Origin of the sequence: Chryseobacterium phosphatilyticum (genome assembly GCF_002899825.2) — a bacterium.
Taxonomy (GTDB): domain Bacteria; phylum Bacteroidota; class Bacteroidia; order Flavobacteriales; family Weeksellaceae; genus Chryseobacterium; species Chryseobacterium phosphatilyticum.
The window spans coordinates 667,538-683,647 of sequence record NZ_PPED02000002.1 but is presented as its reverse complement, the minus strand read 5'-3'; the positions used below and the strand labels follow the sequence as shown (position 1 = coordinate 683,647).

Annotated in this window: 12 protein-coding genes; 7 read left to right on the top strand and 5 right to left on the bottom strand. The window is 33.3% G+C overall.

Going from position 1 to position 16,110, the window contains the following annotated elements:
- Window positions 1-319: 319 nt before the first annotated feature.
- The 7 genes from C1631_RS10220 (at window position 320) to C1631_RS10190 (ending at window position 9,018) form a co-directional block, all read left to right on the top strand.
- Window positions 320-1,948, top strand: coding sequence for an alpha/beta fold hydrolase (locus C1631_RS10220; protein WP_109711977.1), 1,629 nt, complete (start codon window positions 320-322; stop codon window positions 1,946-1,948).
- 81 nt (window positions 1,949-2,029) lie between these two features.
- Window positions 2,030-2,215, top strand: coding sequence for a class I lanthipeptide (locus tag C1631_RS24010; RefSeq protein WP_103247301.1), 186 nt, complete (start codon window positions 2,030-2,032; stop codon window positions 2,213-2,215).
- A 67-nt stretch (window positions 2,216-2,282) separates the two neighbouring features.
- Window positions 2,283-3,200 carry an LLM class flavin-dependent oxidoreductase gene (locus tag C1631_RS10210; protein WP_103247300.1) on the top strand — a complete coding sequence of 306 codons (918 nt, stop codon included), beginning with the start codon at window positions 2,283-2,285 and terminating at the stop codon, window positions 3,198-3,200.
- Window positions 3,193-4,347 carry a lanthionine synthetase LanC family protein gene (locus C1631_RS10205; RefSeq protein ID WP_103247299.1) on the top strand — a complete coding sequence of 385 codons (1,155 nt, stop codon included), beginning with the start codon at window positions 3,193-3,195 and terminating at the stop codon, window positions 4,345-4,347. Before C1631_RS10210 ends, C1631_RS10205 begins: the two co-directional genes overlap by 8 nt.
- Window positions 4,344-7,397, top strand: coding sequence for a lantibiotic dehydratase (locus tag C1631_RS10200; protein ID WP_109711975.1), 3,054 nt, complete (start codon window positions 4,344-4,346; stop codon window positions 7,395-7,397). Before C1631_RS10205 ends, C1631_RS10200 begins: the two co-directional genes overlap by 4 nt.
- Before the next feature lies 1 nt (window position 7,398).
- A complete protein-coding gene (locus C1631_RS10195; protein WP_103247297.1) occupies window positions 7,399-8,634 on the top strand; it encodes a DUF6625 family protein in 1,236 nt (411 codons plus the stop codon).
- Between the two features lie 15 nt (window positions 8,635-8,649).
- Window positions 8,650-9,018: a cysteine peptidase family C39 domain-containing protein gene (locus C1631_RS10190; RefSeq protein ID WP_109711973.1), complete on the top strand. Its 369-nt coding sequence runs from the start codon at window positions 8,650-8,652 to the stop codon at window positions 9,016-9,018.
- 82 nt (window positions 9,019-9,100) lie between these two features.
- Here the strand turns inward: C1631_RS10190 and rpoN are convergent, their stop codons facing one another.
- The 5 genes from rpoN to C1631_RS10165 form a co-directional block, all read right to left on the bottom strand.
- Entirely contained in the window at window positions 9,101-10,564 is a 1,464-nt protein-coding gene (gene rpoN / locus C1631_RS10185; protein WP_103247295.1) for an RNA polymerase factor sigma-54, read from the bottom strand.
- Between the two features lie 159 nt (window positions 10,565-10,723).
- The gene (asnS, locus tag C1631_RS10180) at window positions 10,724-12,172 is read right to left on the bottom strand and encodes an asparagine--tRNA ligase (protein ID WP_109711971.1); all 1,449 of its coding nucleotides are present in this window, start codon (window positions 12,170-12,172) and stop codon (window positions 10,724-10,726) included.
- A 723-nt stretch (window positions 12,173-12,895) separates the two neighbouring features.
- On the bottom strand, window positions 12,896-14,620 hold the full coding sequence (locus C1631_RS10175) for a helix-turn-helix domain-containing protein (protein ID WP_109711969.1): 1,725 nt from the start codon (window positions 14,618-14,620) through the stop codon (window positions 12,896-12,898).
- A 111-nt stretch (window positions 14,621-14,731) separates the two neighbouring features.
- The gene (locus C1631_RS10170; protein ID WP_103248452.1) at window positions 14,732-15,364 is read right to left on the bottom strand and encodes a hypothetical protein; all 633 of its coding nucleotides are present in this window, start codon (window positions 15,362-15,364) and stop codon (window positions 14,732-14,734) included.
- A gap of 4 nt (window positions 15,365-15,368) precedes the next feature.
- Entirely contained in the window at window positions 15,369-16,061 is a 693-nt protein-coding gene (locus tag C1631_RS10165; protein WP_123966642.1) for an LA_2272 family surface repeat-containing protein, read from the bottom strand.
- Between the last annotated feature and the right edge of the window lie 49 nt (window positions 16,062-16,110).

Sequence of the window (16,110 nt, the reverse complement as noted above, 5' to 3'; positions counted from 1 at the left end):
AAATAAGTTAAGAGTATAAAAAGCTCACCATTTACCAGGTGAGCTTTTTTTTTCAAAAAAAAATTGTAGCCAATAATATTGGTTAATAAAAATTAGAATTATTTAAAACACAGCTCAGTGAAAAGTCCTTTAAATACGAGAATGAACGAAAGTTTATATTTTATTAAATCACCATGTATTTTTTAAGTTAAATACAGATAACACATCAGTTTCAATTAAAATTTACATATTATTTAATAAAATTATTTATTTTTTTTTCCTGCTTATGTGATTAATGTAAAATAAAATCCTATATTTAGCCCATAATAAAAAACTAATAATGAAGATTGCATTGGCCCTTTGTGCTGTATTACTTGGTCTAAGTATGTATTCACAAAAAATATCAGGGGCAGTTACCAATGAAAATGAAGAACCGGTTTCTTACTGTTCAATAAGCTTAGGAAATGAAAAAGCAAGTACGATTACTGATGTTAATGGTATGTATTCTTTGGAAGTTCCTGACAATACCAATAAAAATGGTGCTATCATTTTTGAATCCAATGGCTATGACAGTAAAAAACTAACAATTAATGAAATAACCAGAAATCCGAATATCAAATTAAACAAAAAAACCTATGCAATTCAGGAAATCAACTTAACCGGAAAAAAAACTAAAAATGAAGTAATAGGTACCGAAAGAAGACCTATGCTTACATTTTCTAAAATGTTTGATCAAAACATTCCGACTATTGAGCAGGGACAAATCTTTACGATATATAATTGGACAAAGCTTAACAGCTATAATTTTTACATTATTCCAAGTTCAAAGTTTAAAGAGATTACTTTAAAACTAAATATATACACCGTCAAGAATGATCTTCCCTATCAGTCTGCCCTCAATGAAAATATAGTTTTTACAACCAGTACAACAGGTTGGCAAAGTATTGACCTTCGCAAATACAATCTGATTTATACGGGCATAGACAAATTGGGGATAACTCTGCAGCTTGTCAACCATATTTCTCAGGATAACGGAGAGTTTGTGTTTGGGATTTCTGCAAGAAAAACATTATCAAATGACCTGCTATACCGCTACCAAAGCCAGGGATCATGGGAAGTGAGTAAAGGAAGTTTTATCTCAAATATTGATATAAACTATAGTAAGGATAAGAACGAAAAAGGAATTGAAAAGATGGATAAGAATGACACCAATACTGAAAACGAGGAACTTATCAATTATTATAAAAATAAAGAAAAAGCCAAGAAGACGATTTATGGTCAGAATAAAAACGGAAGATTTATTGATCTGAAAAATGCCAAAATATATTATGAAGAATATGGAAGTGGCGATCCTCTTTTTCTTCTTCATGGAAATAATGGAAGCATCTCAGATTTCTATAAACAGATCCCAGATTTAGCAAGGCATTTCAAAGTAATAGCCTTAGATACAAGAGGACAAGGGAAAAGTACAGACTTGTCAACAGAAAATTATACTTATGAAACATTTTCTGATGATCTGCTGGCTATCATACAAGAACTTAAGTTAAAAAAAGTCAATATTTTAGGATGGAGTGATGGCGGAAATACGGGGCTTACATTTACTATTAAACATCCGGATATGGTAAATCATCTTATCGTTATCGGGGCCAATATAACCCCGGAAGGTATTGATCCCGGTATGATGGAAACCTTCAGGAGACAGATGAATGATAAAGAAATTTACAACAAAAGATTGCTACAGCTGATGATTGAACAACCCCAAATCAGTACAGAGCAGTTAAATAATATTAAAACTCCGGTTTTAATCATTGCGGGAAGTCACGATGTTATCAAAGAAGAACATACAAGATTGATCAATAATAGTATTCCTGATTCAAAATTAGTGATTGTTCCTGATGCTACTCACTATGTTCCTTTTGAACAACCGGACAGTATTAACAAGACGGTAATTGATTTTTTAAAGCAGTAAAAAATAAGGTATTAATAACAATACATATAAAAGCGGAAACCGAAAAGCTAACGAGTAGGTAAATTTTTAAATTTTTTAACCATGAGCAAAAAGCTTACAAAAAAGTTAACTCTTAAAAAAGAGAAGTTATCTCAATTAAACTCTGACGAAATGAAATCTGTAAAAGCAGGTAAAGAATTAGTAACATCTGTATTCAACTGTACAGGATGGACATGCACAGCAGGTAGTAGTAGATCTACCAACCTTTGTGTTTGTGTTGAAGCTTAATAATAAAACATTTCGCAAAGTATTAAAGCTACTCCGTTTCGGAGTAGCTACTTTTTAATAATGATCTATGGCAAATAAATTAAAAATAGGCCTCCTTGAATTTGGTTCCAGAAATAATTCTCTCAACAACCCAAAAAAAACACTGTATGACATCATAGAGTATGCAACAACTGCAGATGAGCTTGGTTTTTCAAGGTTTTGGGTTACTGAAAATTATTTTTCCAAAGCAAATGATGTGGCCTGGTCTACACCGGAAATGCTGCTTCCCATATTACTGGGATTAACAGACAAAATAAAGATTGGAATTGCAGGTGTTATTATGCCATTACAAAGCCCGTTCAGGGTTGCTCATAATTATAAACTTTTATCAAGTTTATATCCTAAAAGACTGGATCTTGGATTTGTAAAAGGATTAGTTGGAGAATATGATCTTCAGCGCTTTAATATGGGTGTTGATAAAGACAATTATTTTTCCTCATTTATTCCTAAGCTTGAAGCAACATTGAGATTTCTGAGAGAAGAAGATGAACTTTTGAAAGAAGATGTAATCATTCCTCCGTTTAAAGGAAATATTCCGGATATATGGTATATGGGTTCCTCCCATTCTGGTTTGGAAGTAGCTTTGCAGCATGATCTTAATTTTGCAAGATCTATATTTCATGGAGAATCCAATAAAGAGTATTTAAAAGAGGAATTACAAAATTTCAAAAAAGAATACAAAACAAAACATGGAAAAGATCCGGCTATGGTATTAACTTTTTCAGGATGCTGTCACAACACAAAGCAAAAAGCTTTAAAAGTAGCAATGAGCAGTACCAATAATGAGATAGGGGCTGTAAGTATTATTGGTGACGGAAGCTTTTTCCATGAAAAATTACTTGAATTTAAAGAACTATACGGATACAATGAATTTATATTCAGCAATGTATCTAAATCTCATAAAGATTCATTAACCGCCCTTGAAATATTAAGCCAATATGTATAAAGATAAAATTGATTTTTTTTTACAGGAGATTTCAAAAAAATGCAACGATGAAAAAGCTGATAATATTTCATTAAATATAGGAAGCAGCTATTATTCGTTATTCTACAATAATGATGTTGAAATTGAAAGAATTGAGGATCTGATAGACTTAGCCTCTGAAGATATTCAATACTCGTTTGCCACCGGAAGCTTAGCTGTACTTTATTTTATGCGACTTCTGTACAATTCCGATATCATTACAGACGAAGATATTGAAAGTATAGAAGAAGACTCCATCGATTTCTTTTTAGAGCTGATTAATATTTATGCAGATAAAAAAGAATACGACTTATTTACCGGCCTTATCGGTCTTGGTCTCTATTTTCTGGAAATCAGAAAGTTTGACACTGTTGCAAAAATAGTGTCATATCTGGACCATATGAAACATGAACACAACACATCCTTTTTCTGGATTGACAATATAACAAAGGAAGAAAATACCTGTGATCTTGGTCTTGCCCATGGTCTCCCTTCTATTATCTCTTTTTTATCAGAATGCTACCACCATGATTGTGAAAAAGAAATATGTGAAAAACTGATCAGAGGTGGTGTCAATTTTCTCATTGAACTGTATAATGAAAATAAAGATGCACAGCACATTTTTCCATCCAAAATAAATGTAATCACCGGCAAAAAACTTCCTTCAAACAGACTGGCATGGTGCTATGGTGATCTCGGTATTGCGGTTTGCATCTGGAAAGCTTATACTGTTTTGAAAGATGAAGAACTGAAAGCCATAAGTCTTGCCATTATATTAAATTCCGCCAGGGTAAGGATTGATAATTCCGGTATTTTCTACAGTACTAAAAATGATTGCATTGATACCGGATTCTGCCACGGTTCATCAGGGATTTCACACATTTTCAATAAATTTCACAGGATCTTTGAACATGAAGAGCTGAAGGAAGCCCGTGATTACTGGATGGCCATTACCCTTAAAGAACTGGATAAAGGAACGAAATTCCCGTATGATCTGAAAAATGATGTCTGGAAGGAACATACCGGCCTTTTGGAAGGTATTTCAGGAGTGGGTATGGTATTACTGGATTATCAGTACCCTCATAAAGCTAAGGACTGGGATAAAATTTACTTAATGAATATAGAATGAGATACAACGATATAGAAAAGCTAAACTTTTATTTACTGAGAACTCCTCTTTTTCCACAAACCAATATTGATGGATGGGAAAAAGATATCAATACTGAAAGTTTCCGTAAAGCTATCTACCTGTCTTCGCCAGATTTACACGAACAACTTATTAATTGGAATGAGAAAAAGCTTTCCAAAGAAAAAACAGATAAAATAAAAAAATCTTTGCTGAAATATTGGCTTAGAATACATTTTAGAACGATACCCTTTGGTACCAATGCAGGAATAAGTATGGGACAATGGGATAACAAGACGCTTGTTACCCTGGATAAAGAGCAGGATAAAGTATCTGTCCGTTTGGATATGCAGGTAATGCATGATATTATTGAACAATTGGAACAAAAAATATTCGTACGGCAGATCTGTACATTTTACACCAACAATACCCTGTATAGTACAAAAAATAAATACCGGTATATAGAATCGTCCACCAAAGATTCAAGACTGAACTATGAAGTTATTTCTACAGAAAAAAACAAGTATCTTAATTCAATTGTAAAAGCCTGTACCAATGGATTGACCTTATCATCCATCATAGAAATATTAGTAAAACAAGATATTTCTTACGAAGACAGCTTCGACTATATCAATGAATTGATTGATTCAAAAATTCTTATCAGTGAGCTTTCCCCAAAAGTTACTGACAAAAATTTTCAGGAGTCTATATACCAGTTTCTAAAAAAACTACAAGTTTCTGTTGACAGAGAAAATAAGAATGATGTGGAGTTGATTCATAACTTACTGACTCTATTTGAAATTGTAGATAAAGCCAATAGAACCAATGAAATTGGCAATGCTGTTGATCAGATTTCCAAAATTTTAGATACAGCAGGGATTAAAAATCATAAAAAAAATATCATCCAGACGGATTTGCTAAAAGGTAAAATATCCAATACGCTCAATACCAATATTTTTAAGGATTTTAAAAGAGTACTTTCAACTGTATTTCAGATCGGGGGTTCAGATAATATTGATGCATTAACAGATTTTAAAAATGTATTTACAACAAGATATGATCAACAGGAAATTCCTTTATTATTAGCACTTGACCCTTTATCAGGTATCAATTACCCTGTACATTCCGACAATGACGTTTCAGACCTGATCGGAGATATTCAGTTTAAGAATGAAAGCACTTCTAATGTTATCCAGGGATCTGTAAAGTGGAATCAATTTTTAGGCGAAAAATTAATTGATGCCATCAAAAATAACGAAGATAAAATTAGCATTACTCAGGAAGAACTTGCCCCATTTTCGGATGAAAATAAAAATGTTCCGTTCTCCATGTCTTCACTTGTACAAATTTATCATGATCATGAAGAGCAGCCTGTTATCTTCCACAAATTCAGTGATGGTCCGTCATCCTCTACTTACCTGGGAAGATTCTGCCATTTGGATACTCAACTTGAAGAATCAGTAAAGCAAGCTTTAATACAGGAGGAAAGTTTCTTTGAAAATCAAATTATTGCTGAAGTTGCCCATACTCCACAACCACGGGTTGGGAATATTCTGCTCAGGCCTCATTTACGAAACTACGAAATTCCGGTGCTCACTCCTCATAACAAAGACAGTGAACCTATCTATCTGGATGACCTGATGATTTCCATCAAAAATGACAGGATTATTCTTCGTTCCAAAAAGTACAACAAAGAAGTCATTCCAAGTCTTTCCTCCGCCCATAATTATAATTTACATAAAGTACCTGTTTATCATTTTCTTTGTGATCTTCAATACCAGAATGTCACTCCATCTTACAACTGGAATTGGGGATTATTCACCAATTATGAATATCTGCCAAGGATTATGGTAAACAATATTATATTGTCAAGAACATCATGGCTTTTATCATTCGACAAAATTTTTAAAGGAAAACAAGCTTCTCTGGATGTTTTCAGGGAGTATTTAAAAGAAATTAATATTCCTGAGGTCTTTACATTTGCAGAAAGGGATATGGAGCTTCCTGTATTTAAAAATAACGACTTGTCCCTGGAAATCTTGTTGGATCATCTTTCCAAAGAGAAAAAAATAAGGGTTTTTGAAAACCTTTCTCATCAGTATGAAAGTGTGGTGAAGGATGTCGATGGAAATGTTCATAGTAATGAATTCCTTATTCCATGGAATAATATCGGCAGCAAAAAAAACAAAGACCTGCCTCTGTCTACAGTTAAAAATACAGTTACCAGAAACTTCATCCCCGGAAGTGAGTGGTTGTTTTACAAAATCTATTGCAGCCCTAAGGTTACCGATCAGATTATTAAAAATGTCATTTATAAATTTGCAGGCACCCTTATCAAAAAAGGAATTATAAAAAAATGGTTTTTCATGCGGTATACCGACCCGGATCATCATATCAGGCTTCGATTTTTGACTGCATCAGACAATCACACGATCTCAAATCAGATCTGCCAGCTGCTTGATAAATACCTGACCCAGGAAATGATCATCCATAAGATCGTCGTGGATACCTATAACCGGGAAATTGAGAGATACGGTGAATCTACAATTGATCATATGGAAAGTATTTTCTATTTTGACAGCGAATGTGTTTGCCGGTTATTAAAAGAAGCTGAATTGACAGAAACATCTATCTGGAAATTCGCTATTGCAGGTGTCAATAGAATACTGGATGATTTTGGCTATGGATCTACTGATAAAAGAGATATCATGAGCCAGCTGGCCAACGGATATGGCAATATGGTAGATGACAATTCGAAAGCCATATTAAAAGATAAATACAGAAATCATAGAGGTGAAGTACTTGATCTCCTAAGTGAAGAAAATAATGACATCACCAAAATACTGAACATCAGGACCAGAAAAACAGCAGGCTATATTGCCGACATCAGGCAACTTCAGTCTGAACAAATGGTTAAATCATTAGTGGTAAGCTATATACATATGTTTATCAACCGGATTTTTGCCTCAAAGCCCAACATATATGAGTCTATTTTATATTATTTTTTACATAAAAGCTATGACTCATTATTGAATATTAAAAAACTGACATAGAATGACCAGAATTGCTTTAATAAACTGTTATTTTGGGAAAAGCTGGCCTTCCTATTTCAGTCATTTTTTATTCAGCTGTAAATATAATCCGGATGTTGATTTTTTAATTTTCACCAATCTGGAAGCCCCTTTTCAGATTGCTAATGTCCATTTTATAAAAATCAGTAATCTTACTGAATTCAGCAAAATTGCCAGTGAAAAACTGAACTTATCAATCCATATTCTGGATGGTTACAAATTATGTGATTTCAAACCGACCTATGGACTCATTTTTCAGGATTACCTGAAAGGCTATGACTTTTGGGGCTATTGTGATATTGATATTGTTTTTGGCAATATACGGTACTTTATTACTGAGAAAATGTTGAAAAAATACGATGTCATTTCGCCTCACAAAAACTATCCCGCCGGATTCTTTACCTTATTGAAAAACAATGAGCAATGCATTAATCTTTTCAGACAGAGTAAAGACTACGCTCATATTTTACAAAACACAAGACATTTCTGCTTTGACGAATGTAACTTTGAATTTAATCTTGTTCATACCACAGATATTACCGAGATTAATACTGAAATCGAAAGCTTTACACTGGTTCTAAGAAAGCTGGAACTTCAAAAGGAAATTAAATATTATCATAAAAATATAGTACAGGAGTTTACCTATTCAAACGTAGTTCATCACTGGGTAGAAGGTAATATTTTCAATAGCATAACTGAAAAGCAGTATTTACTGATTCATCTTATCAATTTGAAAGACAATCTATATTTTTTTATTGACCCAATTGAATTTAAAACCAGTTTTTCAATTTCCCCCAAAGGCATCCATTATAACTTTAATAAGTTCTCCTATTCTTCAAAGAAATTAAAAAAGAAAATAAAGGAAAATATCCGGAATACCAGATATAGATTCTTATTTTTGAAATCAAAGCTTCTTTCTTACACCCAAAAGCAACATATTAATTTTCTGGAAGAGCAATCCTATAAAATTGGAAAAACATATCTTACTTTTTATCCACAAGACAAAAACAAGCTGATCATCATTAATGAAGCCGATCAGACGATGCACTACAACCAATTTTCTCTCTATAAACTCAAAGAAAATCAATGGATAGGAATAAGCAAAAAAATAATCAGTACTATCGATTTTCATTATAAAAATGAAGAAAATATTCCCTACAAAATAAGTATTAATAATATAAAGAAGCGCGTCAATGAAAATGCATATTATATCTATTAAAAATTCCTACCGTCTATGATTGAAAAAGATCACCATTTGATATCTTTTAATTTCCTGTTGAAGAAGTTTATACAACAGAATATAAAAGCGGGAAAAATAAAAGACTATTACATCCCTATGGAAGACTATAACTTTTTCAGCTTTTATAATATATTAAAAGATGATTTTAACATTGATGCCGCAGTGGTACGACTGGAACATGAAGATCTGGAAGAGCTTCCTTTTCCTGCCATTGCATTTTTAAAGATCAATGGAGGAATCTTTGTATTGATTAATGATTATAAAGACGGAAAAGTATATTGGGAAAATAAAGATTATGGAAAACAGGTCAATACATTCAGTCTCTTCAAAAGAATAAGTGACACCGTATTTCTTATTTCCTGATTGGCAAGATCCCTTCTGATAAAAAAACAAAGGTGAACAAATAAATGTTCACCTTTTTATATTATTGAATACTATTCAGTAATTAAAGTTCTTTTCTTAATCTTGCAACAGGAATATTAAGTTGCTCACGATATTTTGCAATCGTTCTTCTGGCAATGTTATAACCTTGTTCTTTCAAGATGATCACCAATGCATCATCCGTCAGAGGTTTTCTCTTGTTTTCTTTATTGATCACTTCCTGCAGATGAGTTTTGATCTCCTTTGTAGAAACCTCTTCTCCATCATCATTCGTCAAGCTGTCTGAGAACAGGTCTTTAAGATAAACAATACCATTTGGTGTATCCGCATATTTACTTTTTACTACTCTGGAAATGGTAGAAATATCAAATCCTGTGATATCTGCAACATCTTTTAGAATCATTGGCTTCAGTGATTTTTCATCTCCTGTAATGAAATAATCTTTCTGAAACTTAACGATCGCAGTAATGGTCTGCAATAATGTATTCTGACGCTGGTTAATAGCATCAATATACCATTTGGCAGCATCAAGCTTTTGTTTGATGAATAATGCGGCTTGCTTATGCTCTGAAGACTTTTTATCATGAGAATACGTAGATAAAATATCTTTATATTCTTCAGAAACTCTTAATGTAGGCGCATTTTTACTGTTAAGCATCGGAATTACCTGCCCGTCTTTCACCTGAATTACAAAATCCGGAATAATTTCCTGATTGATGGTAATAGTCTGGGTGTCAAAATTACCTCCTACTTTAGGAGATAGTTTTGATATTTCATCCAACGCATCTTTCAGGTCATCTTCTTCAATATCATATTTCTGGATGATTTTATTATAATGCTTGTTGGTTAATGCATCAAATTGGTGTCTCAAAATACTGGCAGCTAAAGAAACAGCTTTATCTGAGCTTACTTTCTTTTCGATCTGTAACAATAAACATTCCTGCAAACCTCTTGCTCCAACACCTGATGGGTCTAGTTTCTGAACATAATTTTCAAGGATATCCTCTACCTTTTCTCTGGTTGTATAAATTCCCTGAGAGAAAGCCAGATCATCAACAATAGATTTGATTTCTCTTCTCAAATATCCGTCTGTATCTAAATTCCCGATAAGGTATTCAGCAATCTTCAGGTCTTCTTCACTGATATTCACCAAATGGATCTGCTCCATCAGGTAATCATATAAGGACTGTCCTTCTGTTAAAAGGCTCTCGTTATCAAATTCTTCGTCATCCGGAGAGTAGTTACTGGAGGCAGTTTTATAGCTAGGTTCGTCGTCATAAAGGTATTCATTAACATCGAAGTCCGTTTCTATGCTTTCTGTACCCTCATCCTGATAAGCGTCTTCCAGAGAAGAATACTCATCTTCCTTAGAATCTTCTTTTGCAATTTCCAAAGCCGGGTTTTCTTCTAACTCTCTCTCCAACTCCTCTTCAAATTCAAGAGTATGAAGCTGAATAAGCTTCATCAACTGGATCTGCTGAGGGGCCAGCTTCTGTCCTAATTTGAGTTGTAAGTGTTGTTTAAGCATATTTATATTTGCGTTTTAACATAACATATTCTACGAATTTAATAAATTTATTTGATAAAAAATGCATTTAGCATGATTTTTGCATTACAACCTTCATCATAATAAACTATTAAATAATAAAAAAAGCCTTAAATTTTCATTAAGGCTTTTTTTATTATTCTAGAATTCAGCGCTTTTCGGCGTTCTAGGGAAAGGAATTACATCTCTGATATTCGTCATTCCCGTTACGAAAAGAACGAGTCTTTCTAATCCTAAACCGAAGCCTGCATGCGGTACAGAACCAAACTTACGGGTATCCAGGTACCACCAAAGCTCATGGGCATCAACATGCATATCTTCCATTTTTTGTTTTAAAACATCTAATCTTGCTTCTCTTTCCGATCCTCCGATGATCTCACCGATCCCAGGGAAAAGAACGTCCATAGCAGCAACTGTTTTGTTGTCATCGTTTAATTTCATGTAGAAAGCTTTGATTTCTTTCGGATAATCGAACAACACAACAGGGCTTTCAAAATGTTTTTCAACAAGATATCTTTCATGCTCAGACTGAAGATCTGTTCCCCATTCTTCAACAGGATAAGCAAATTTTCCTTTTTTGTTTTCTTTTGAATTCAATAAAATCTCAATCGCTTCTGTATAGCTTACACGCTTAAAACGTTTAGCCACTACATTCTGAAGTTTCTCAATCAGACCTTCTTTTGCTCTTTCTTTTTCCGGTTTTGTTTTCTGTTCCTCCTCGAAACGCTTGTCCAGGAATTCCAGATCATCTTTACAGTTGTCAAGAACATATTGAATGACATACTTCAGGAAATCCTCAGCAAGGTCAATGTTATCTTCAAGGTTGTTGAATGCTACTTCCGGCTCAATCATCCAGAATTCAGCAAGGTGTCTTGTCGTGTTTGAATTTTCGGCACGGAAAGTAGGGCCAAATGTATAAATTCGTCCTAATCCCATCGCCGCGGTTTCTCCTTCAAGCTGTCCTGAAACGGTAAGGTTTGTTTTCTTTCCAAAGAAATCCTGTGCGAAATCAATTTCACCTTCTTCTGTTCTTGGTATGTTGTTCAGATCAAAGTTGGTTACTCCAAACATTTCTCCTGCACCTTCTGCATCAGCCCCCGTGATAACCGGTGTATTGATATAAAAGAACTGGTTTTGGTTGAAAAATGAGTGTACAGCAAAGCTTACTGCATGACGTACTCTGAAAACAGCTCCAAACAAATTGGTTCTGAACCTTAAGTGAGCCTGCTCACGAAGTTTCTCCAGACTGTGTTTCTTCGGCTGAAGAATTGTACTTTGAAGTTCTTCAGTAAAGTTATCTCCTAAAATGATAATTTTTTTAGCGATAATTTCTACAGATTGTCCGGCTCCCTGGCTTTCAACCACTTCACCTATTACCTTAAGTGAAGAAGCGGTATTAATTTTTTTGATGATCTCTTCATCAAAATTTTCAAAATCAACAACTATTTGCAAATTATTAATCGTAGAACCATCATTAAGTGCAATAAAGCGATTAGCACGGAAGGATCTTACCCATCCGTAAACTGTAATGTCATGATGTAATACTTTCTTGTAATCCTTTAGGATTTCTTTGATCGTTTGCTTTTTCATTTGTTGATGATAAATTTTTTATATAAAAATTAATGTCTGCAAAGTTACAAAAAAACAGCGCAACTTGATGATTGCGCTGCCTTTAAAAAATCATTTAACAAGCATTAAAATTTTCAATTCAGGAAATTATCTTCTTCATGGCAGATCTTTCATCATATTTATGATTCATTTTGCCTTGATATGACCTTGAATTTCAATAAAATTCACTTTTGACCTGAACGAATATCACTATTTTTGATGTTGAGTTTTCATGGTTTAGTTTTTATCCTTATATCGAAATAGTTATTAGTTTTTTTGATGTGATATTTGTCTGGTCATTAATTCAATCTATTCCAACTTTTTTGATTCTCATATTTTTGCTGTACACAGATTGAATGATTTTGTTTTTAATTATTTTATGCTTTTAAATGATTATTTCACCACATACCAAATTTTAAATTATTTCATGAATTACTTTTGTTTTTCTCACTGTTTTTTAATGTTCTTTTTTCTCGATTAATTTTCTTTATCAGATAAACCTGATTTGTTTTTTTGCTGATCAGCAGTTTTATTTTTGTATTCAGACTGTGCACATCTAAATACAAATGTTGTGTGTTTTTACCTGGAACAAAGATGCAGTAAGAAGAACAACGACACAAGAAAATAGTCCATAGATTCATAAATTTATATACCTAAAAACATGAATCTATAGAACATAAATATTTAAAAATGAAATAATTAACATTAATTTACTTTCATTTCTTCAATTTCTTTCAAATAGACAGAAAGTGGGGTTCCCGTTCGCTTTTTGAACGCCATCGTGAAGGCTTGTTCATTATTATAACCTAATTCTTCAGCAATAAAAGGGATCTTATATGAACGGAATTTTCTGTCAGTGGCCAATCTGTTGATGGCATAATCAATGCGAAGATCATTCAGATAGGTAGCAAAATTTTTTCCCTTGTAGGTATTGATAATTTCAGACAAATACCTGGAGTTGGTTTTAATTTTTTTCGCAAGACTCCCTAATGTAATTCCTTTGCTTAAAAATTGTTCTTTGCCTTCAAAGACCCCAAGCTCCTGTAAAATAGTCTGGGTTATATCTTCCGAAATTGTTTTACCCGTCTTATCATCCGGATTTTGTCCGGAGAAAGAGACTGATTGTATCTCATCTCTTACTTCATCTTCTCTCTTCAATTTTCTATCATTCACAGACTGGATCAGATCCTGGGCAATTTTTTTGTATTTCTTTTCTGTTTTTTTATACTTAAAATAAAAATTAATGAACAATAAATGAGAAATCAACAGGAGACTAAGGACAATATAGAAGAGCTTCTTTCTCTTTTCAAGTTCATGGGTAATACTGGCTTTTTCCTGTTTTAATGTAAGGACATCATATCTTCCCGGAAGTTCTCTTGATATATACCTGAATTGGGTATTGAGTATCTGATCTATCTTAAAAAAACGTTCAACATAGTACAATTGGGTATCTTTATCTTTTATTTCTTTATAATAATTGATAAGATAAGTATAAACTTCTCTGAGCTCAGGATAAATATAGTCCGTTTTCAAAACCATAGAATCAATCTTCCTGAAACATTCTATTGCTTTTTCTTTTTGTTGAAGCCCTGCATAGGATTTTCCCAGATTTAAAAGAGTATAGTTTTCGTTTCTCTTCGTTGAATTTTCAGGTGTAAAGAAAAATTTTTCACACTCCAACAGATCATCAACCGCATTTTGATATTTTTTTGATTGCAAGTGATAATACCCAAGTAGGCCTAAGTTCTGATGATAGCCAAATACATTTCTATTTCTTTTTGAAACTTGTAAGCCTTCCTGTATCAAGGCATATGCAGAATCCATTTTGTTAATTTCTATATAGGCATCTGCCAGGTTGAGCCTGAGATTATCACGCTCCGCTTCATTCATATAGTCTGCATTATATAAATAATACCGTAAGGTTTTGGCAGTTTCACCATGTTTCCCGATATAATTATTCAGGTTAGCAATACCGATATGTGCCATGGCAATCTGCCTTTTATTTCCTTTTTCCTGTGCATATTTTAGCCCTAACAGATAATTATCCAATGCCGCATGCAGATTATTGGATTTAAAATATAAATTCCCTCTTAGTAAATACGTCCTCGCCGGATAATAATTTTCTTTGGAGTTTTTAGAAACTTTCTGTAAACTATCAAGGTACTTTAAGGCAATCGGTAAGGGCTTATCAAAGTGTAACATTACATATGCCTCACCTATTTGAGTTGAATTTTTCTCAGATTTAGCTTTCTTCAGGTAAGATTCGGCAATATTTTTTTTACCTGCATCATCAAGGGATTTACCGTTATAAAACTCGGTTTCCAATTCCTGATAGGTTCGATTTTCAGGGATATTTCTTTCAACAGCCGGTGTTTGTGCATTTAAAACATTACTTAGAATGAGTAATGGGATCAAATATTTTATTCTCATCAATATTTTCAGGGTATCTTACAAAAATATTATTATTGGGTATAAATTACAAAAAAAGACAGCTTAACCTGGTAATTATACTGTCTTTATAATGATTATCAATTATTTAATTTAAAATTTGAAGTTCACACCTGTTTCTACAGAAAATGAATTAAACCCTTTCGGCACCGTATTTTTATACCAAAGACGATAAGGCATATATGAAAATTGAATTCCCAGTCCTATATTATTTTTCCAGAATCGTACTCCTTGTCCCAGTTTTAAAGAGGCAACGCTTTCGGTATCAATAGAAATATTAATTGATCCATTATCTTTTTTTGTCGGCTCGTCATCCGGAATCCCACTTCCATTCAGGAACAGATGATGAAAAGAAAGTTCACTCACCCATTCTATTGTATGATCATGAAGAGGATATTGTTTTACCATCCGGATTCCAAGATTCACAATAACTTCTTTTGATTGTACAGGATATAACGTGTTATTTTTTCCATAATTAAATTGGTAAAGACTTGTGCTGTAATTAAAATTCCCTCCAATTTCCATATGGGTTTTGGTTTCATCAATCGGATAACGATACCAGTATCCTATATAAAATCCGGGAATCTGTTTCACTTTCATCGGCGAAAAATTTAAAAAACTTCCTGCCTCAATCAATGATCTTTTGGATCTGTTATTCATCTCCGCAGTTTGTGCAGATATCCCCAGAGAAATTAGCATGAATATATAAATTGCCGTAGTTTTCATGGTGCTAAAAATTAATAAGTGGTAAAGATCTTTTCCCGTTTTTATTCCAGAAACCAATCTGAATTCCTTTTATCCTCTCAGTTTTATTGATCACCCCTATCTGCAAACCTCTGCTCTGTTTAGCAACATTAATTCCTCCTATCTGTAATCCTTTTAAGATATCACTCTTATTATAGATCCCTAATTGAGCTCCCTTGAAACGGACTGTAGAGTTACTTAATGAGATCAACAATCCATTTCCGGTATCCGCCGAATTGTTTAAAAAGGAAACATGTACCCCATTAAGTTGACCTGAATTATTATTAAATCCATTAATGGTAATCCCATTGGTTATCTGAGCAATATGGTACATCGAGATTCCTACCCCATTTAATTGCCTGGCATCAGTAAGACCTCCTGTGGAAATATGTAATCCATTAATAGAAACTGTTGCCGATTCATCTGAAGGAATCTCTATCGGTTTAGGTATCAGAAGGTAAATAAAGGATAATGGGTTTCCCTGCAGATTAATTCCATTGATTTTTGTAGATTGATAGGTATCCATTACCCCGAGATTAATTCCGTTGGTATTCTCCGGTGTGCCTTTTGGAGTAAAGGTGATGATTTTTGATCTTATGTTTTCAGTTTTTAAACTGTCCTGAGCATTGAGCATGCTTCCCATCAAGAAGCTGATGACGAATAAAAATTGTGTTTTCATAACATGTTGTTTTAAAATTACAATTCAAAATTATCAGCAGAAGCTCAGG

Coding starts and splice junctions, on each gene's coding strand:
- C1631_RS10200 (WP_109711975.1), top strand. CDS start 4,344: ATGAGATACAACGATATAGAAAAGCTAAACTTTTATTTACTGAGAACT.
- rpoN (WP_103247295.1), bottom strand. CDS start 10,564: ATGCTTAAACAACACTTACAACTCAAATTAGGACAGAAGCTGGCCCCT.
- C1631_RS10220 (WP_109711977.1), top strand. CDS start 320: ATGAAGATTGCATTGGCCCTTTGTGCTGTATTACTTGGTCTAAGTATG.
- C1631_RS10210 (WP_103247300.1), top strand. CDS start 2,283: ATGGCAAATAAATTAAAAATAGGCCTCCTTGAATTTGGTTCCAGAAAT.
- C1631_RS10175 (WP_109711969.1), bottom strand. CDS start 14,620: ATGAGAATAAAATATTTGATCCCATTACTCATTCTAAGTAATGTTTTA.
- C1631_RS10195 (WP_103247297.1), top strand. CDS start 7,399: ATGACCAGAATTGCTTTAATAAACTGTTATTTTGGGAAAAGCTGGCCT.
- asnS (WP_109711971.1), bottom strand. CDS start 12,172: ATGAAAAAGCAAACGATCAAAGAAATCCTAAAGGATTACAAGAAAGTA.
- C1631_RS10205 (WP_103247299.1), top strand. CDS start 3,193: ATGTATAAAGATAAAATTGATTTTTTTTTACAGGAGATTTCAAAAAAA.
- C1631_RS24010 (WP_103247301.1), top strand. CDS start 2,030: ATGAGCAAAAAGCTTACAAAAAAGTTAACTCTTAAAAAAGAGAAGTTA.
- C1631_RS10165 (WP_123966642.1), bottom strand. CDS start 16,061: ATGAAAACACAATTTTTATTCGTCATCAGCTTCTTGATGGGAAGCATG.
- C1631_RS10190 (WP_109711973.1), top strand. CDS start 8,650: ATGATTGAAAAAGATCACCATTTGATATCTTTTAATTTCCTGTTGAAG.
- C1631_RS10170 (WP_103248452.1), bottom strand. CDS start 15,364: ATGAAAACTACGGCAATTTATATATTCATGCTAATTTCTCTGGGGATA.